The organism is Streptomyces sp. NPDC028368 (genome assembly GCF_055565615.1).
Map to the genome: position 1 here is coordinate 1 of NZ_JBVHTY010000004.1, position 18,079 is coordinate 18,079.

The 18,079-nt window shown below is 68.6% G+C and carries 16 protein-coding genes and 3 pseudogenes; 9 read left to right on the forward strand and 10 right to left on the reverse strand.

Going from position 1 to position 18,079, the window contains the following annotated elements; all coding sequences use genetic code 11:
• Positions 1–511 precede the first annotated feature (511 nt).
• Positions 512–1,303, forward strand: a complete 792-nt coding sequence (locus tag ACZ4S3_RS10265) for an IS5 family transposase (protein ID WP_467929765.1) — start codon at positions 512–514, stop codon at positions 1,301–1,303.
• Here the strand turns inward: ACZ4S3_RS10265 and ACZ4S3_RS10270 are convergent.
• Both ACZ4S3_RS10270 and ACZ4S3_RS10275 read right to left on the reverse strand, forming a co-directional pair.
• Positions 1,260–1,795 (reverse strand): annotated as a pseudogene (locus ACZ4S3_RS10270) (hypothetical protein). The gene ACZ4S3_RS10265 and the pseudogene ACZ4S3_RS10270 sit on opposite strands and share 44 nt — an antisense overlap.
• A gap of 394 nt (positions 1,796–2,189) precedes the next feature.
• Positions 2,190–3,137: a winged helix-turn-helix domain-containing protein gene (locus ACZ4S3_RS10275; protein ID WP_467931502.1), complete on the reverse strand. Its 948-nt coding sequence runs from the start codon at positions 3,135–3,137 to the stop codon at positions 2,190–2,192.
• A gap of 156 nt (positions 3,138–3,293) precedes the next feature.
• On the opposite strand from ACZ4S3_RS10275, the gene ACZ4S3_RS10280 reads away from it, so the two are divergent.
• A complete protein-coding gene (locus ACZ4S3_RS10280; protein WP_467931506.1) occupies positions 3,294–4,205 on the forward strand; it encodes an oxidoreductase in 912 nt (303 codons plus the stop codon).
• A 486-nt stretch (positions 4,206–4,691) separates the two neighbouring features.
• Here ACZ4S3_RS10280 and ACZ4S3_RS10285 read toward each other — a convergent pair.
• Positions 4,692–5,134, reverse strand: a pseudogene (locus ACZ4S3_RS10285) (transposase family protein); the annotation flags it as partial.
• A 314-nt stretch (positions 5,135–5,448) separates the two neighbouring features.
• Positions 5,449–6,066 carry a helix-turn-helix domain-containing protein gene (locus tag ACZ4S3_RS10290; RefSeq protein ID WP_467929769.1) on the reverse strand — a complete coding sequence of 206 codons (618 nt, stop codon included), beginning with the start codon at positions 6,064–6,066 and terminating at the stop codon, positions 5,449–5,451.
• A gap of 102 nt (positions 6,067–6,168) precedes the next feature.
• On the opposite strand from ACZ4S3_RS10290, the gene def reads away from it, so the two are divergent.
• Complete coding sequence (gene def / locus ACZ4S3_RS10295; protein ID WP_467929774.1) at positions 6,169–6,828, forward strand: peptide deformylase; 660 nt, start codon at positions 6,169–6,171, stop codon at positions 6,826–6,828.
• Between the two features lie 160 nt (positions 6,829–6,988).
• Here the strand turns inward: def and ACZ4S3_RS10300 are convergent, their stop codons facing one another.
• Positions 6,989–7,468: a hypothetical protein gene (locus ACZ4S3_RS10300; protein WP_467929778.1), complete on the reverse strand. Its 480-nt coding sequence runs from the start codon at positions 7,466–7,468 to the stop codon at positions 6,989–6,991.
• A 139-nt stretch (positions 7,469–7,607) separates the two neighbouring features.
• Between ACZ4S3_RS10300 and ACZ4S3_RS10305 the strand changes: the two are divergent.
• The 5 genes and pseudogenes from ACZ4S3_RS10305 to ACZ4S3_RS10325 all read left to right on the forward strand — a co-directional run.
• Positions 7,608–7,919: pseudogene (locus tag ACZ4S3_RS10305) on the forward strand (substrate-binding domain-containing protein); the annotation flags it as partial.
• Positions 7,920–8,211: 292 nt separating this feature from the next.
• A complete protein-coding gene (locus tag ACZ4S3_RS10310; RefSeq protein ID WP_467929782.1) occupies positions 8,212–8,871 on the forward strand; it encodes a LysE family translocator in 660 nt (219 codons plus the stop codon).
• Between the two features lie 199 nt (positions 8,872–9,070).
• Positions 9,071–9,751 (forward strand): HAD family hydrolase, encoded by a 681-nt coding sequence (locus ACZ4S3_RS10315; RefSeq protein WP_467929787.1) that lies wholly within the window; start codon positions 9,071–9,073, stop codon positions 9,749–9,751.
• A gap of 151 nt (positions 9,752–9,902) precedes the next feature.
• On the forward strand, positions 9,903–10,208 hold the full coding sequence (locus ACZ4S3_RS10320; protein WP_467929792.1) for a hypothetical protein: 306 nt from the start codon (positions 9,903–9,905) through the stop codon (positions 10,206–10,208).
• Positions 10,209–10,286: 78 nt separating this feature from the next.
• Entirely contained in the window at positions 10,287–10,418 is a 132-nt protein-coding gene (locus tag ACZ4S3_RS10325; protein WP_467929796.1) for a hypothetical protein, read from the forward strand.
• Between the two features lie 376 nt (positions 10,419–10,794).
• On the opposite strand, the gene ACZ4S3_RS10330 is transcribed toward ACZ4S3_RS10325, so the two are convergent.
• From ACZ4S3_RS10330 to ACZ4S3_RS10345, 4 genes are all read right to left on the reverse strand, one after another.
• The gene (locus tag ACZ4S3_RS10330; RefSeq protein ID WP_467929801.1) at positions 10,795–11,409 is read right to left on the reverse strand and encodes a GTP-binding protein; all 615 of its coding nucleotides are present in this window, start codon (positions 11,407–11,409) and stop codon (positions 10,795–10,797) included.
• Positions 11,357–11,773: a DUF742 domain-containing protein gene (locus ACZ4S3_RS10335; protein ID WP_467929805.1), complete on the reverse strand. Its 417-nt coding sequence runs from the start codon at positions 11,771–11,773 to the stop codon at positions 11,357–11,359. The genes ACZ4S3_RS10330 and ACZ4S3_RS10335 overlap by 53 nt, the downstream gene beginning before the upstream one ends.
• A 153-nt stretch (positions 11,774–11,926) precedes the next feature.
• The gene (locus tag ACZ4S3_RS10340) at positions 11,927–12,358 is read right to left on the reverse strand and encodes a roadblock/LC7 domain-containing protein (RefSeq protein ID WP_467931510.1); all 432 of its coding nucleotides are present in this window, start codon (positions 12,356–12,358) and stop codon (positions 11,927–11,929) included.
• 25 nt (positions 12,359–12,383) lie between these two features.
• On the reverse strand, positions 12,384–14,744 hold the full coding sequence (locus tag ACZ4S3_RS10345; RefSeq protein ID WP_467931515.1) for a sensor histidine kinase: 2,361 nt from the start codon (positions 14,742–14,744) through the stop codon (positions 12,384–12,386).
• Between the two features lie 584 nt (positions 14,745–15,328).
• Between ACZ4S3_RS10345 and ACZ4S3_RS10350 the strand changes: the two genes are divergently transcribed.
• Entirely contained in the window at positions 15,329–16,465 is a 1,137-nt protein-coding gene (locus ACZ4S3_RS10350) for a substrate-binding domain-containing protein (RefSeq protein ID WP_467929810.1), read from the forward strand.
• An 86-nt stretch (positions 16,466–16,551) separates the two neighbouring features.
• On the opposite strand, the gene ACZ4S3_RS10355 is transcribed toward ACZ4S3_RS10350, so the two are convergent.
• Positions 16,552–17,928, reverse strand: coding sequence for an FAD-dependent oxidoreductase (locus ACZ4S3_RS10355; RefSeq protein WP_467929814.1), 1,377 nt, complete (start codon positions 17,926–17,928; stop codon positions 16,552–16,554).
• Between the last annotated feature and the right edge of the window lie 151 nt (positions 17,929–18,079).

An 18,079-nucleotide genomic window follows, 5' to 3' on the forward strand; every position in this document is an offset into this window, starting at 1 on the left:
CGACCTGACCGACCGAGCGGTCACCGCGCCGGCACAGCTCGACGATCTCGGCCTTGAACTCCGGCGTGAACGAACGGCGAGGCCGAGGCTTCTTCTTCCCCATGCTCTCCATGATGGACATCCTCCCGGGGCAGAACCCCTGATCTCAGATGTCCGTCAAAGCGCATCAAGCCCAGTGGAACCGTCGATGCCTGCGACGTCGCAGTGACGGCTGGAGCAGTCTGGCAAACGCGCTCCCCACTGTGGAGGCGCTTTCGTACCGATCTGCGGGCTCGTGTGGTCGAACAGGGGTCCTGTTTGGGTGTCCTCGGGACGGTCGGCGCATGAAGGCAGGGCCTCTCGGTAGCTCGGGGTTGCGAAGCTGACCAAGCACCAGGAGGCTCTGCGGTCGCAGTTCTGCGCGTTCGCGCCCGTGGGGTCCAACTCGCATTTTCCGTCGTGTGATTGTCTCGCGCACGTGTATGGCAACGCAGCGGACCGGCCGAGACGCGTACGGCGGTATCCGTCGGACATGACGAACGCGGAGTGGGCGGTGGTCCGGCCGCTGCTGCCGGTGCCGGGCTGGATGCGCGGCCGGGGCGGGCAGTCAGAGGTGTTCTGCCACCGGTCGATGCTCGATGCCATCCGCTACCTGGTGGACAACGGCATCAAGTGGGGGGCGATGCCCGGGGACTTCCCGCCGTGGGGCCGGGTATATGCGTTCTTCCGCGGCTGGCGCGACCAGGCCCTGGTGAAGGATTTCCACGACCGGCTGCGCGCCAACGTCCGCGAGCGTCTGGGGCGGGATGCGGAACCGACCGCCGGCGTGATCGACTCGCAGTCGGTCAAGGCGGACGCCGTCGTCGGCGCGGACAGCCGCGGCTTCGACGGCGGCAAGCTGGTCAACGGCCGCAAGCGGCACGCCGTGGTCGACACCCTCGGCCTGCTGCTGGGCGTGATGGTCACCGCCGCTGATGTCGGCGACCGCACCGCCGCCCAGGTGCTGCTTGAGCGAGTGGCTGCCGTGCATCACCGGCTGGCCCTCATCTGGGCCGACGGCGGCTACACAGGCAGTCTCGTCGAGCACTGCCTGGCCACGCTCGCCCTGGTCTTGGTGATCGTCAAGCGCAGCGACGACACGCGCGGCTTCGTGGTGCTGCCCAAACGGTGGATTGTCGAGTGGTTCTTCGCCCACCTGATGCGCACCCGCCGCCTGACATGCGACTTCGAGCGGCGCACCACCAGCGCCGAAGCGATGGTCTACTGGTCGATGATCCTGCTCATGACCCGCCGCTTGGCCCGGCCGCGCCCGCAGCGAGCGTGAACCGGCCCGGCGCAGGCTCGGCGAGCCAGCCGCGCGCGACCAGGCGTTTCGCCTTCGATCGCAGTGCCTCCACCCGCGCCGGCACCACGTCCATGCCGAACCCTGCGGCCATCTCCTGGCAGTTCAGCGGCCTTGACCGAGCCGGGACCGGTCCGCGAGCGCCTGCAGGATGCGCTGGTAGTCCACAGACAACGCCGACCAGGCCAGCCCTTCACGCCACACCGGCACCTGCGACTTCGGCTTCGCCGCATCCCCAGGCGCCGACTGCGCGTCCGCATCCCGCGGCTCCTCGGTGACTGCCGTATCGGAGGCGTTGCCGCCGCCCGGAGCCAGCACCGTATCGACCCGCCTGCGGGCGATCGCCCACTCCTGCCATTCCTGCTCGGCCTCGGCCAGCTCGGTCTGGATGCGGTCGGCCTCCTCCCGCAGCCCGTCGACTCGACGACGAGCGGCGAGCTCGTGCTGTTCCAGCAGTCCGACAACCGACGGCATCCGCGACCTCCAAGGGAGCGACAACACGACAGGCCACCACTCCCACGGAATCACCGACTCTATGCCTCACCAGCGAAAACGCCGTCCCAGGTTCGGTACGACAACAGCTACTGAGGTGGATGAGCTGGGAGGATCCGTTTCTGCTTTCCCGGTATCGAGTTCACGGGCCCGCAGGTCGGTCAGGCAGGCGTGGGCGGCCATGGCCAGGGTCGCCGGGGATTGCTGAACCCCCGCCGTACCCGCGCTGGCGCCAGTGCAGCACGCTCGACATGGGGCCGGGGGCTCTGGCGAACGCGGAACGGCGCGACTCACGCGGTGCATCCGACTCGGGCCTCGAAACCTGTTCCATCCAGACAGTCCCCAGGTGACGTCCCGTAGCGGTCAATGCTCCAACCTACGGATTGGCGGCGGTCAGGATGGATTCCGCGACGGAGGTGCGTGCGTACAGCACCGATCGTCCGGCTCGATGGGCGCTGACCAGGCCCGCGTTACGGAGCGCGGTCAGGCTTTGAGAGACGCCTGCGGGGGAGAGTCCTGTGCGGCCGGCCAGTTCGGTGGTGGAGGCCGGGCTGGCGAGTTCGGTCAGCAGCAGGGTGCGTGAGCGGCCGAGTACGGCGGCGAGGGCGCCCGTCCCGGTGGTGGGCCGTGACTCCCACAGGGAGCCGATGCCGCGTGCGGGGTAGGCGAGTTGCGGCGGGTCCGGCGGTGTCACCCGGGTGAGCGGGCCTGACCCGGTGAAGACCGAAGGGATCAGCAGGAGTCCGTGGCCTGCTGTCTGCCGGGAGAGGTCCTTGGGCCGGCGGAGCAGTCGTAGCGTGTCGTTGTCCCAGCGCACCGAGGTGTGCAGATCGTTGAGGAGGTGGGCCGCGCCGCGCTCGGCGACCTGCCGTGCCCGGTGGGCGACATCTGCGTCGAGCACCGCCCGGATCCGCGCCCAGTAGGGGGCGAGCGCCAGGTCCCAGTAGGTTTGGATCTCTTCCGCGACGCGGGCGAGGTGAGCTTGCGGCTGCGCGTACAGGGCGCGTGCTTTGGGGCCGAGACCTCCTCGCTGGAGCCTGAGGTGGTCGAGGTCGTGGCGTACGCGGTCGGCGTGAGCGGCCGCGATGCCCTCGAGCTCGGCCGCCAGTGTGGGGGCCGGTCCGGAGGGCGTCGGGTTGAGGAAGTCGGGGACGTAGCCGGACGGGGGGATCAGCTCGGCGAGCCATCCCCGGCCCAGCCCGGTGGCCGCGACGCGTGCCCGTACCTGTTCGATCCAATGCTGGTGCACCGGGTGGACGGATCCCGAGTTCAGCAGCCGGAAGCTGGGCCCGACCTCCCACATGGGCGAGACAGCAAAGCGCATCTGCGCCAGATCCCTTGCCGAGAACAGCAGTTCCGCCACGACGCCCCCGAGGATTCATCTATGCCTGAATAAGTGGAGGCGATCTTACGAGGGACAGATCATTCCGACATGACCTCAGACATGACCTCAGACATGACCTCCGAGATGAGCTCCGACATGACCTCAGAGCCGATCAACGCGGCGGCATCAGGCACCTGGAAGCTCGGAGACCTGGTGGTGAACCGGATCGGCTTCGGCGCGATGCGCCTGCCGCAGACTGGTGAAGCGCTTATCCCGGGCGCCGTCCCGCGCGACCGTGACCAGGCGATCGGCGTGCTCCGCCGCGCGCTCGAGCTCGGTGTGAACCACATCGACACCGCCGCGTTCTACTTTTCGCCGCTGCGCTCCGCCAATGAACTGATCAACCGGGCCCTGGCCCCCTACCCGGACGACCTGGTCATCACCACCAAGGTGGGGCCGGGGCGGGACTCCTCGGGCCAGTGGCAGCCGCATGCCGTCCCCGAGCAGTTGCGCGGCCAGGTCGAGGAGAACCTGCGTCAGCTTGGCCGCGGCCACCTGGATGTGGTGAACCTGCGCATCGTCGGGAGCGCTTCGATCGCCGAGCGCTTCGGCGCGCTCGCTGAACTGCGTGCCGCCGGCCTCATCCGCCACCTGGGCATCTCCAACGTCAACCCCGCACAGCTCGCCGAGGCCCAGGCCATCGCGCCAGTGGTGTGCGTGCAGAACCAGTACGGCATCGGGGTGCGGCCCGACCAGGACGCATTCGTCCAGACCTGCGGGGAGCAGGGTGTCGCCTTCGTGCCGTTCTATGCGGTCGCCGGTTCCGGGCGCGAGGCCGGGGCCAGCGGCAATGACGACCCGAAGATTCTGGCCGTCGCCAAGGCGCACGGGGCAAGCCCAGCCCAGGTCCGGATCGCCTGGACACTGCACCGCGGTCCGCACGTGCTGGCCATCCCAGGGACCGGCAACCCGGACCACCTGGCATCCAACGTGGCCGCCGGCGCGCTACACCTCATCGAGGACGAACTGGCCATCCTCGACTCCCTGCACCACAGGACCGCTGAGTAAGAGATCGCCTCAATTGCTCTGATCAATTGCTCTGATCACTGGAGGCTGTCCCGTAGGGGGTTGGCTTGTGTTTGTGTGGGGTTGTCCTGGAGCCGGCGGGGAGCGTGTCGCCTGTGGGTCCCACAGGTGCACGCTGTCGGTCCTACGTCGTGCCGTTGTCGAGGCTTACCCCAGCAGCCAGCTCGCGGAGGTCGCGGACGGCCAATGGCGCAACTCCACCTGGAGCGAAACCATCACCGGAACCAGCGTCGAGCGCGGTGAGACCAAGATCGGCGTGGTCGGGTTCAGCCTGCCGGACACGGAGAACGCCATGTCGTTCCAACTGTGCGGTCCCACGAAGGAAGCCGAAGTGGACGCCGACCGATTCGCCTGTGTCCCGGTCAAGGCCTCGGACCGGACCGCGAGTTGACGAACGAGTACCCGAGCCGAGGCCGCGTGCGCCCCGCCCGTGCCTAGAGGTTGTCCCGTCCCGTATGGGGGTGGGAGTTATCCGGTGAGGGCGAGGTTGTGCAGGCGGGCGATGCCGAGCGCGGCCTGATGGACGCCGTTGCCCTTGAGCCGACAGTCCTGCAGGAGCCCTTGAGTCGACAGTCCTGCAGGACTTTCCAGTTCTTCAGCCGGGACAGTCCGTGCTCGACGGGCACGAACTCGCCGGTGGACCTTGTGCTCTGCTTCCTGTTCCTGCTGGAAGCTCAGGTGCTGTTGGCCTCGTTGTTTGCGATGCGGGATCAGCAGCTCGGTGCCTTGATAGCCGTCGTCGGCGATCAGCGGGGCCCGCGACAGGCACGGTCCACTCCGGACTCGGTGAATGCCCGGCGGTCGTTGCGACTACTGGGCAGCGGAACGTCGATGGCCGCCATCAGGCGGCTGTTGGCGTTGATGACGACCTGCGGGTTTGTCGAGTACCAGTAGTTCTTGCTCGAGGCCGCGAACGGCGGGCCGGGGAGATCGCCAGCGGTGGCTTCACCTGGCGGCAGCTGCCGGCGCTCTCCGGCCCGTCCGGTCCCGTCCGGACTGACCACGCCGCTGGGCCGCCACCGCTGGACCGTAGAGCGGACGGTGAGATGGCTGTCCGTACAGGCGTACCTGGAGCGACTCGACGAAGCTGCCGCTGCCTTGGCGTCTGGCAGTGGTGACGAGGTGGAAGCCGTAGGTGTCCATCCGACAGGCGGTCGCCTGGGCGTTTTACCGACATGATCCGGCACCGTCCCGGCCGTGTACGCGCGCTTGCTGATCTTGCTCATCAATCGGTTGATTCATCAACGCCATGGCGGGTTGCCGGTTGCGGCGGCGCGGGATTCGGGGCGAGAAGCGGAAACAGCCTGGTGACCGCAGCCACCGCCACAGTGCCCTGGGGGCGTGCGGCCGGGCGGTCGTCCCGGTCGCGGTAGTTGGCGAGCAGATGGCGGATGGACGTGGCGAGTTCGGACATCTCTGCTGGGGTGAGGTGAAGCACGGCGCTGAAGGATTCGTCCTGCTGCCACTCGGCCGGCGCCTGGTCCCGGTGGGCCAGCCAGCGCTGGTAGCTCTCGTCTTCCAGGCCGCGCGCGAGGGCGGCGAACTCTTCTTGCTCTTCCTGGTCGGGCTGGTGGGGAGACTCCCACCGGAGCTGCCACGGCCGTGCCCGGCCGCCTTGGTGGGCTGCTTCTTCGATGAGGCCGTACCGGGCGAGCTGGCGTAGGTGGAAGGAGCAGAGGCCGGAGCTGTAGCCGAGGCGGGCGGCGGCCTCGGTGGAGGTGATGGTGCCGACTTCGGCGAGCAGGTCCAGCAGGGCGACGCGCACCGGGTGGTCGGGGAGGGACTGCCGGGCGCCGTCCGGCAGGGGGCCTGTGGCTGCGGTTTGACGGTTCTCATCGCTCACTTTGCAAAGAGTGCTACTTTGCAAAGGACTTGGCAAGCCGTCTGGGGCAGGCTGGCGCCCTTACCCGACGGATGAAGCGTTTACGGAAGGCGTTGATGACCCATGGCTGTTCGGTTCGGTGACACCTCGCAGGACCGCCGGGTGCGTGTGCAGGGTGAGCCCGTCGAGTCCTACCCGCGGCTCGCGCCGGAGGTGGGCCAGGGTGCGGTGCGCCGGATTACTGTGGTGGGGGAGGAGATTCTGCGCCGCCGGTGCCGGGAGGTCACTCAATTCGGCACACCGGAGCTGTCGAAGCTGATCGACGACATGTTCGCCACCAACCACGTGGCGGAGGGTGCGGGGCTCGCTGCCAACCAGGTCGACGTGGACCTGCAGTTGTTCGTGTGGGACATCACAGACGAGTGGGGCGTCCGCCACGTCGGGCACATCGCCAATCCGGTCCTGGACGAGGTGTCGGCCGAGCACCGCAGGCTGGTGGAGGAACCCGAAGGGTGTCTGTCCGTTCCCGGTCCCTACCGAGTGGTGCCCCGCCTCGACCGTGCCGTCGTCCGGGGTCGCGACAAGGACGGCGAATCGCTGGTGATCGAAGGCAGGGGCTACTTCGCCCGGTGCCTGCAGCACGAGACAGATCACCTTCACGGTCACCTGTATCTGGACCGGCTTGCCCAGAGGGAACGGAAAGCGGCCCTCCGCGAGATGGGGGCCTCCCAGGACGAGGTATTCGCCCGGCGTGCCGCCGTGGCGAAGAGACTCGGCAAGTGACTCGCGTTCTTCCGCACGCACAGGCGCGGCCGCCGGAGGGGACTCCGGTGCCAACTGCTCCAGTTGGCCACTGAGGCTGTGTCTGTTCGTCCGCCTCCTCCGCCTCCTCCGCCTCCTCCGCGTCCTCCTGGCGTGGATCGTGCCGAATTCGTGGTCGTCGTTATGGTGCCGGCCAGTGTGATCTCGGGGTCGTGGGCGACCCGGTGGTACCGCCGTGGCCCCGCGCTCGGCTGACGAGAACGGGGCCACGTATCGGGATGGGGCACAGGGCGGCCGCGGCGCTGCGCAGGTTCTTGGCGGCCAGGGCGAGCCCTTCGGTCTGGGAGTAGGCGGCGTCCTCGTGCTCGATGTTCACGGCCATGCCCGGGGCGATCTCGGCGAGGGCGCGCAGGAACTCGGTCCAGTAGGCGACGTCGTGTCCGAGGCCGACGGCGACGAACTTCCATGCCGGGTTCTCCGGCCAGGTGTTGCACCAGAATCCGAAACCGGTGGGCACCTTGCCGGCCGCGTCGGCGGGCACGCGGGTGAACGGCGTGTCCAGCACGCCACGGATGTCGGCGCCGGGGCAGAGCGTCGCGTCCTTCGCGGCGGCGCGGAACACCAGCGGGCCCAGCCACTTGATGGAGGCCACGAAGTCCATGCCCTGTCACATCAGGTGCGAGGGGTCCATCTCGGAGCCGATGTTCGTCGTCCCGGCCTCGTCGACGAGCCGCTTCAGGGTGACCGGGGAGAACACCGGGTTGATCGCCACCGACCGGCGCCGCGGCTACCGCACCGCTATGCGGCGTCACGGCCTCGATGGCCGCATCCGGATCCTGCGCGGCGACCACACCGAAGCCGCGGGCGCACGAGCCGTCCGTCACTTGCTCGACGGGGGTGACGTGCCCACCGCCGTCGTCGCCTCCAACGGCCAGTGCGCCATTGGCGTCCTGGCGGCCTTCGCCCGAGCCGGGGTCGCCGTTCCGGGCGATGTCTCGGTGGCCGGCTGCGACGACGACAGCCTCTCCAGGCTGAGCTGCTCCAACCTGACCACCGTCAGCCAGGGCGCAGAGGGGCAGGCCCGGTACGCGGTGGCCGCCGCTGTCGAGCGCCTCGACCAGGGGCGCACCGAACCCCTTGAGGTCGCACTCACCCCGCACCTTGGCGTTCGGCCGACGGGACGCCCAGCGGTCAACTCGCCCTGTTTGCCGACGGGAGCCCTTCCGCTTGGGGGCGCCCTGCCAACGTCGCTCCTTAACTGCCGGGCGGCGGTGGGGTGTTCGGCATGTCGCCGGGGCATCTCCCCGACGAGACGATCGATCGTAGGAGTGAACAGCGCAATTCCTGCCCGATTTCGGGCAGAAAAGTGGATGTTCTACGACTCCCGGCCTATGGTGATCGTCCATGATCCCCATAGACGCATTGTGGACTTTCTCCCTGATGGTGGGACTTCTCACCCTCACTCCCGGGCTGGACACCGCGCTCGTGCTGCGCACCGCCGCGCTCGGGCAACGTCGTCGTGCCTGGGGCGTGGTCCTCGGAATCCAGAGCGGCACACTGGTCTGGGGCGCGCTCACCTCACTCGGTGTCACCGCACTGCTGACCGCGTCTCACCTCGCCTACGAGACACTGCGCTGGGCCGGAGCCGCGTACCTGGTGTGGATGGGTGGCAGGCTGTTGTGGGCCACCTGGCGCCGCTCGGTGGACGAGTGCCCGCAGTCGACCGGGAGCGGGGCCGAGGCCAAGACCGGGAAAGGCGCAGGCCACACCCTGCTCGGCGGCTGGCGTCAAGGCATCACGACCAATCTTCTCAACCCGAAGATGGGCGCCTTCTACGTCGCGGTGCTCCCGCAGTTCATCCCCGCCGATGCCCCGCATCTCGCTGCGGGCATGCTCCTGGCCGGTGTGCACATCCTCCTGGCCGTCATGTGGGCCGGTGTGCTGATCACCCTCGCGCACGTGCTCCGCGACCGCCTGCAACGGCCCTCGGTGCGCCGCTCTCTCGACCGCATCACCGGTACGGTCATCGCCGCCTTCGGCCTCCGCCTCGCGCTCGGGGAGTGAGGCGGAGACCGAAGGTGGCGAGAGGGGAGACCGCACGCCGGCGTCTCGATGACCTCCGGAACGCGAACGGTCGCGTCATGAGGCTGGTGTGCGCCTCTGCCGGCCGCGCCGACAACCTCTGAACGGGCAACCAACTCAGGCAACCAACTCAGTCAACCGGCTCAGGCAACCAGCTCACCCGAAGGGAAAGGACGCATACATGGGCTCGCTCCCCACCAGCACGGAGGCCGTGGTCTTCGACTGCGACGGCCTGCTGGTCAACACCGAAGTCTGCTGGACCGTCGCGGAAACGGCCATCTTCGCCGCGCACGGCCACCCCTTCGGCCCCGAACAGAAAGCGCTGGTCATCGGCCGTACCGTGGAAGCCGCGGGAGAGGCCATGGCGGATTACTTCGCACGGCCCGGAGCCGGTCCCGAACTCGCCGCCGAACTCCTCGGAAGAGTCCGCAAGGAGCTGGCCCGGGGCGCCGCCGCCCTCCCCGGGGCAGCGGAGCTGGTACGCGCCTGCCGGGCAGCCGTGCCCATCGCCGTCGCCAGCAACAGCCCCCGGGAACTGCTGGACACGGCACTGGGTTCGGCTGGTCTCGCCGAATACTTCCCCCACTCGTTCGCCGCCGACGAGGTGCGTTCCCCCAAGCCCGCACCAGACCTCTACCTCATGGCATGTGAGGCACTCGGTGTGGCCCCGAAGCATTCCGTCGCCTTCGAGGACTCGGCCACGGGCATCTCCTCGGCGCGTGCTGCCGGGCTTTACGTCGCCGTCGTTCCGTCCCTCCCGGGTGCCAACCTCGACCACGACTGGCTGGGAGCCGGCCTGGGCGAACCCGAATTGCTGGACTGGGCAAGGGAACTGAGCAAGGGAAATGAGAAAGGGAATTGAGCAAGGAAAATGGGATAGGGAACTGGGGGCATGACGCTGTCTGCTGACCCGCCTCTTTGAGGGCACGGGCGGAGGCGGCTCGCCCACGCTCGACCAACTCGCCCTCGCCAGGCTGATCGAGGCCGGCCGCTTCGACCGGCACCTGCGCCGGATGCGGACCACGTATGCGGCGCGGCGCACCGCCCTGCTGGCAGCACTCGCCGAACACGCTCCCGGGGTTGGCGTGACCGGTCTGGCCGCCGGTTTCCATGCGGTCGCCCAGCTCGACGCATCGGCCGACGAGCAGGACGTCATCGCCGCCGCCCGTGCCCGGTCCGTCGGCCTGTACGGAATGAGCACCTGCCGCTCCTCGCACCGGACCGAGCCGGCACAGCTGGTCCTGGGGTTCGGCAACGTCGGCGAACGCGCCATCGCGGCAGGCATCACGGCCATCGCCGACCTGCTGAGGGGCCGGTAGTCCCCGTCACCGGTCCGCCCGAAACCCAGTGACCGCCGGCCGACCTCGTCACCAACTCACCACCGCAGTAAGGATGTTATGGACATCATCGAGGAAGTAGCCCACTCCGGTGCTCGTGTCACCGAGGCCCTCGACACGCTGACCGACGCGGAGGCGCGGGCGCCCTCGGCGCTGTCCGGCTGGACCCGCGGACACGCCACGTCGACCTGAACATCGGTTACCGCACCGCCGACTGGCCGAGCACGTACGTGACATGGGCCCTCGACGACACCGTCGCCGGGCTGACCGCACGCAGCTTTCCCGTCGCTCGGATAGAAGCCACCGACCTCGCCCGATCTTGGGCACTGTCCCCGACCGGGCCCCACATCACCGGTGCCGGCCACGCCCTTCTCGGCCGGCTCAGCGGCCGCGCGACCGGCACCCCTCTCCTATCCGACCGTCCCCTGCCGAACCCGCCCAACTGGCCGCTGCCGCTTGCTCCCGGCTGGGTCTGAGCGTCGCCACTTCCCGAGCTGTGCTTGCGCGGCCCGATCGCCGCGGCCCCTCACCGAGATGCGCAGGCAAGCTCGGTCAGAGGGCCCGGGGGTCAGTCCGTTGCGGTGTTTTCCGCGCGGGACAGGGCGACTTCGAGTACGACCAGCAGTGCGTCCCGGACCGAGCCTGTCTTGCGTGCATCGAAGACGATCAGCGGTACGTGGTCGGAGACGTCCAGCGCCCACCGCACCTCGTCGAGGCTGTGGTGGATCTCGCCGTCGAACGCGTTGACGGCGACGGCGAACGGGATGCCCTTGTGCTCGAAGTAGTCGACCGCGGCGTAACAGTCGTCCAGGCGGCGGGTGTCCACGATCACCAGACCGCCGAGAGCTCCCTCGACCACGTCGTCCCACATGAACCCGAACCGGTCCTGGCCCGGCGTGCCGAACAGGTAGAGCTTCAGCGTCGGGTCGATGGTGATGCAGCCGAAGTCCATGGCGACCGTGGTGGTGGTCTTGCCGGGGGTGTGGGAGAGATCGTCCACGCCCGCCGCGACCTCGGTGATGGCGGCCTCCGTGGTCAGCGGCCGGATCTCGGAGATCGAGCCCACGGCCGTGGTCTTGCCGACGCCGAAGCCGCCGGCAATGACCAACTTGACCGGCAGCGGCGGCTGTTCAACCGCTGTCACGGAGTGTGTCCCGTGAGTCGGGGACGGCACGGAGACCATCAATAACCCTTCGCAGTACGGAAATGTCCTGGGTTGCCCTGGCGTTCGGGACATGGATCGCCAGATGTCCGGCGGCGCGCAGGTCCTCCGCCAGCACCCGGACCACGTTGAGGTGGAGGCGCAGCCGCGCGGCCAGTTCCGCCACCGACTGCGGCCGCCGGCAGGCGGCGACGATGTCGTGTTGTTCGAAGGAGAGCGAGTCCAGGACGGAGAGCCCGGACGATGTCGCCACGACCTGGGTCTCGACCGGGAGCGGTGGGCCGGCGCCGCCCCCCGCCACCCGGCCGGCGGTCAGCAGGAAAGGCCGGATCGCGGGAGCGCGGCCGGCCGGCTCCGACGGCCCCGGGGCTCCGCCCTCCCCCAAGCTCTCGGCTCGTCCTCCACTCTCGGCTTCGCTCGAGCGGGGGGACCCCCATGAGCAGGGGGGACCCCCAGCCTCGTTCGATCCTGATTCACCGGCGGCCATCATGATCCTCTTCTCGGCGCCTGCACCCCTGCCTCCGTGGTGTGGGACGGGTCAGCGGGCCGGTGCGGCGCCGGCGTTGTTCTTGAGCTGCAGCACAAGCTGGGGGGTGAGCGCGCTCCCGGCCCGGTTGGCGAAGAGGGTCATCTCGTAGGCGATGTTGCCGAGCTTCGCCTCCTTGGAGGTCACCACGCCGAGAACGGCACCGCAGCCGATGGCGGACACCAGTACGTGGCCGCCCTCCAAGTCGATGATGACCTTGTTGAGGCCGCCGAGGCCGTAGTTGCCGGACGCACCGGCGGCCAGACTCGTGATGCCCGACACGATCGCGGCGAGCCGCTCGGAGTCGGCCTGCTCGCGCAGTTGGGAGACGGCGATCAGCAGGCCGTCGGAGGACACCGCGATGGCGTCGACGACGCCGGCGGTCTGGGTGGCGAACCGGTCGAGCAGCCAGGTGAAGTCGGCCGCGGCGGCTGTCAGATCCATGGGCTCGTCCCGCTCGGAACTGCTCTTACCTGTCGGCGTCGTCACTGCCCGACTCCTTCCGGGGTTGCTGGTGTGGCGATGGGGCTGAATTGCTCGGGGCAGGAGCGCTCTCTCGCTCCGCCCTGTGTACGGCGGCCTCGAATTCGTCGAGTTCCGAACGGACCGCGTCGGCGTCGACAGGCCGGCGCACGTCCTGGGTCTCCCGGTCGGCCGTTGGGGTGGTCATATCGAGCGTCGCACCCCGTACCCGCCGTCGCAGCGGCCGGCCGGACTGTGCCGGCCGCGGCTCGACCGCGGGGGCGGTCTGTTCCCCGTCCGTACGGCGCGGGAGGCGCCGGGGCAGCTCGCCTTGCCGGGAGGGGGCGGCGGGCCGTCGTTCGAGCGTGACGGCGGGGGCTCGCACCGGCAGGGGTGTGGCGGAGGCCGGCGCGGGCTCGGGTGCGGGCGCGGTGGACTCCTGCTCGGGCGTTGCCGGATGCTCGGCCTCGGCCTCGGCCGCGTCCGCTGCCCCGGACGGTGTGGCGGCGGGGCTCACGGCCAGCAGCAGCGCGGAGGGAAGCCAGACAGTGCCGGTGACCCCGCCGCCCGGTGTACGGCTCAGGGTGACCCGTATGCCCGAGCGCCGGGCGAGGTTTCCGACCACGAACAGGCCGAGGACCTTGGTCGGTACGAGGTCGAGCCGTTCCCGGCGGACCAGCCGGGCGTTCTCCTCGTCGAGGCGTTCCGCGGTCATGCCGAGGCCGTGGTCGATGACCTCGATCAGGGCTCCACCGTCCGAGGTGACGTCGGTGCCGGGCCGGACGACCACTTCGACGGGCGTGTCGGACGGGGAGAACGAGACCGCGTTCTCCAGCAGTTCGGCGAGCATCAGCGTCAGGTCGTCGACGATGTCGGGCCCGACGGTGACCTCCGTCTCGGACCGCAGGGACACCCGCTGATATCCCTCGATCTGGCCGAGCCCGGCCCGGATGACGTTGACCAGGGCGGTCGGCCGGGCCTCCACCTCGGGGTCCCGGATTCCGGCGAGCAGCATCAGGCTGTCGGCGTTGCGCTGGAGGCGTACGGCGATGTGGTCGATGCGGTACATCCGCTCCAGGACGTCGGGGTCGGTCTCCTCGCGTTCCACGGCGTCGATCAGCATGAGCTGGCGTGAGGTGAGGTTGCTGACCCGGCGTCCGACGTTGCCGAACATCTCGGCGACGTTGCGGCGGCTGAGCACCTGCCGCTCCAGCAGCGCCGCGGCGGTGACCTGCACCTGGTTGAACGCCTCGGCCAGGTGGCCGATCTCGTCGTGGACCGGGACGGGGATGGGCCGCGGCTGCAGCGGGGTGCTGTCCGGCGACTCGTCGTCCTCGACTCTGGCGAGCTCCTCGCCGGCCACGTCGACCACCTGCTGGGCGGCGCCGGTCAGGGCCGCCAGGGGACGCACGACCGAGCGCCGGACCAGGACGGAGAAGGTCAGCCAGGAGGCGAAGCCGAGCAGGGCGAGGCCGAGCATCGCCAGCGCGTTGTCCAGGGCGCTGCGGGAGAGACCGTCGGCCCGCGCGGCGATCTGGTCGATCAGGGACCGGGTGATGTCGAGGCGGGCCTCGGCCTGCCGGGTCCCAGCGGTGATCGCCTTGCGCAGCTCGTGCGGGGTCTGGCCCTGCAGCGAGCCCGGATCGATCTGGAGCTCCGCGAACTGGGCCTCGATGCCGTTCTCCTCGGCATCTCGCTCGATTCCGCCCAGGCGCAGGACCTGGTCCGGGTCGGCGATCCTGCCAAAACGCTCTGCCTGTTCCTCGTAGACCTTGTGGGCACCGACCGCACGGGTGTACTCGGTGAGCGCGTTGGCATCCCGGGTCTGGGCGGAGAACACCCCGCTCTCGAAGGCCGCGTGGGCGGCGTCGGCGCGCAGTACCGTGTCGAGAAGGTTGGTGACCGAGGACGACGAGGTGCCGACGTAGCGGTCGAGGCCGATGCCGTCGATCAGGTAGCCGACCGCGGCGGCGTACGCGGGGTCGATCGTGGCGGCCGGAACCGAACCCCGTTCGACCTTGTCGCGCAGCACGGCAAGGCCCCGGATGTACTCGAGGGCCCGCGCCTCTTCCTTCGGCAGGCCCGCCCCGAACGCGGAATGCACGGCGGTGACCTGCTCATCGGTGTCCCGCTGCGTCTGACGGTAGACGGCGGTTGACGGCAGGGCGGCGCCGGGCCGGGCCGACTCCTGCTCCACGGACAGCAGGAGCGCCTGCCGGTGTTCCGCCTGTACGTCGTTGATCAGCCTCGTGACCTGCTCGCTGTCGCGCACCAGCTCCGCGCTCCGGCCGGCGTCCGCGGCCTTCTGCATCTGAGAGGTGACGCCGACGCCAAGAAGGATGCCGACGACGGCGACAGGCGCGATCACCAGAACGTTGAGTTTCCGCCGGAACGGCCACCGGTCCAGAAGGGCGCCCGCCTGCTGACGGAACCGCGGCCGCAACGGTGAACGCCGGGACGGGTCCAGTTCGTGTTGTGGCGGGTCCACTGTGTCCACAGACACCCAGGCCTCCTTACGACGTGCTCCTGAGCGGTGACCGAGGTGGTGTTGTTGCCGACCGCCGACGAGGGGGGAGCGTGACGCTCGCGAATTCGCCTTACATGCGAACATCGCGAAGTTTACTCGCAAATGTGAGCGAAAAGATTCCGCCACACGTCCAACCGGCCGCGAACATTACCGCTTGTGCACGCGCATGCAACACATGACCGTCAATGGCCAAGCGGTATTCAACTCTTTGTCACGTTTGGCCCGTTACTCGTTGCCGTGTGGCGTGCCGGTTGATGAGCGGTGTCCGTAGGGGAGCGGGCGGGGGCCGGCTGGTTCCTCGCCGAGCCCGGCGACGGCGGCGTAGGCCGTACGTCCGGAGGTGGATGCCCCGCGGAGCATCGCCACCCGTAACCTGTCTCCCCCCACCCCAACCCGTATCCTCATCCTGCCCTGCGAGGAGACCCGTGCACCCCACCCGCAAGGCGGCCGTGACAGCCGCCGCACTCCTGGTCATGGCCACCGCCGGCTGCGAATCCGGCGCAGGCACCACCGCATCCCACAGGAGCTCCTCCAAACCCGGATGCCCCACCGCCCTCTCCAGGGCCGAGCAAGCCGTCAAGAAGGCCGAGGCGGTCAACGCACCCTGGAAGGGCCCCACCACCGGACCCAAGGCAGTCCACGGCAAGACCATCGTCTACATCGCCCAGACCCTGACCAACCCCGGCGTTGCCGGAGTCGCCCAAGGCGTCCAGGAAGCCGCCAAGATCGTCGGCTGGCACGCCCGCACCCTCAACGGCCAGGGCACGCCCGGCGGCCTCCGGGCCGCCTTCAAGCAGGCCCTCAGTCTCAAGCCGGACGGCATCGTCATCAGCGGTTTCGATCCCGGGATCGCCGCAGCGGACGTCAAAAAGGCCAATGCGGCGGGAATTCCGCTGATCGGCTGGCACGCCACCGCCGCTCCCGGCCCCAGTAAAGATCCGCAACTCGTCAGCAACATCACCTCCCGGGTCGAGGACGTCGCGAAGATCAGCGCCGACTGGATCATCGCCCGTTCCAACGGCCACGCGGGCGTCGTCCTGTTCAGCGACACCTCGATACCCTTCGCGAAGCGCAAGTCCGATCTGATCAAGAAGGAACTCGCCACCTGCTCCGGCACCAAGCTGCTGAGCTACACCAACATCCCCATTCCCCAAGCCAACAGCCGCTCCATCGGCGAAGTCCGCTCCCTGCTGTCCCGTTTCGGCCGCAAGTGGACCTATTCCGCCGCCATCAACGACCTGTACTTCCGCCACGCCGCCCCGGCCCTGCGCGCCGCAGGCAAGGACGGAGCCGGTGCCCCGTTCAACATCGGTGCCGGTGACGGTGACCCGTCGGCCTTCCAGCGCGTCAACGGCAAGGACTTCCAGGCCGCCACCGTGCCCGAGCCCCTCTCCGAACAGGGCTGGCAGATCATCGACGAGTTCAACCGCGCCTTCGCCGGCGCCCCGGACAGCGGGTACGTCGCCCCTGCCCACATCGCCACCGCCACCAACAGCGGCGGCGCGCTGTCCTGGGACTCCGAGGGCTACCGCCAGGCCTACCGCAAGATCTGGGGCGACTGACGTGCCCCCTGTGGAAGCCCGTGCCCGTGCTCAACAACGATCAAACTCGGTTGCCGGAGACCTGAGTTCTCGTGACGGCCGTAAGGCTAGACGGAGTGACGGGTGCGACGAGACAGAGCTTGACTGACGACTTTTGCGACGACGGTGGGATGGAACAGTACGGCGGGCGAGGCCACCATGTTGGCCACCCGCGCGAATCGGGACCACACCCGTGCGTCGCGAACAGATACCTCGAAGAGGTGCTTGTTGTACCAGTGGGCGATCCGCGCCGTGATGGGCTGGTGGTGTCGGTTCCACATGAGGTCCGAATTGCTCGACAAAGTCCATGGCGTCAGGACAATGCGCGCCACCGCGCGCTGAAATCCCTTGCTGAGACCATCAAGGCCGTTCCCGAGCCGCCTGTGTTTGGTCAGCGTGCGGTGGAGGAGTTCGGCTTCCAGCGCGGCAACGGTCAGGCCCTGCCCATAGACGGGGTTGAACACGCAGACCGCGTCACCGATGGCGATGAGGCGGTCCGGCCAATCCTTGACCTTGTGGTAAAGACGCCACTGGTTGTTGATATTGGTGTAGCGATAGGCCGGCTCTTGGCTGGTGCGGCCTTCGATCTGCTCGGCCAGATGACGATTCTTCAGGCTCTTCGCGAAATCCAGGTAGGCGCTGTGCTCGGTCGGTGGCATCTGGTCTTCGAACCCGAATAACGAGCACAGCCAGCGGTTCCGCTCCACCGCCAGGACGACACCACCCCGGGGGGTATGGGGCGCAAACGTCATCTGGTAGGCGATGTTGAAGCCCGGGTGACTCTCCTCCGGCCGGTCGAATTTCCTTGAGGTGTACGTGATCTTCGCCTTGACCACGCGCTTCTCGGGCACGGAAAGACCCATCTCCGTGAGCCAATTGTCCAAAGCGCTGGACCGCCCCGAGGTGTTGACCACCAGGTCCGCTACGAGTTCCGTTGGCTGCTCGGCGCCCTCCGTCCGGTACAGCACCCGATTCGCTGTGCCGGGGCTGCTCATTTTCAGGCCATCGCACCGAGTGGAAGGAAGGAGCGTCACTTCAGGCAGAGCGAGCACCTTGCCGCGCAGGCGCCGCTCCAGTTCATCCCGGGTGAACGTCTGGACCTCTACGCCCGTCCGATTGCGCGGGGCGAACCCGGCGGGCAGGAGAAAACTGATGTGCTCTCCGTAGTCGAAAACCGGTGCTCCGATGTCTTGCAGTTCCGCGCGGAGACCTGGGAAGAATTTCTCCAGGACTTCCGCGCCCTTCGCCAGCATGGCGTGGGCGTGATAGCCCTGCGGCGCATGCGGGTGGGTACCCGTGCGCTCGTCCACCGAGTCCTGTTCCAGGATGACCACTTCAGAGAAATGATCGGCCAGTACACGGGCCGTCACGAGACCGGCGTACCCTCCACCGATGACGACGGCCTTCCCCCATTTACCACCGCGCTGGACAGCTCTGTTCTTCACAGGCACATCTCTCCTCCGACGAGCATGCCACCCCGCTGCTTGGTGGCAAGACTCGACTTGATCCGTTTGCCGTGGGCGCTGGTGAGGTACCCCGTGACCGCTGCGTCGTACGTCGGCAGCGGGGGCGCACTGCGGCACGACCGGGGTGCGC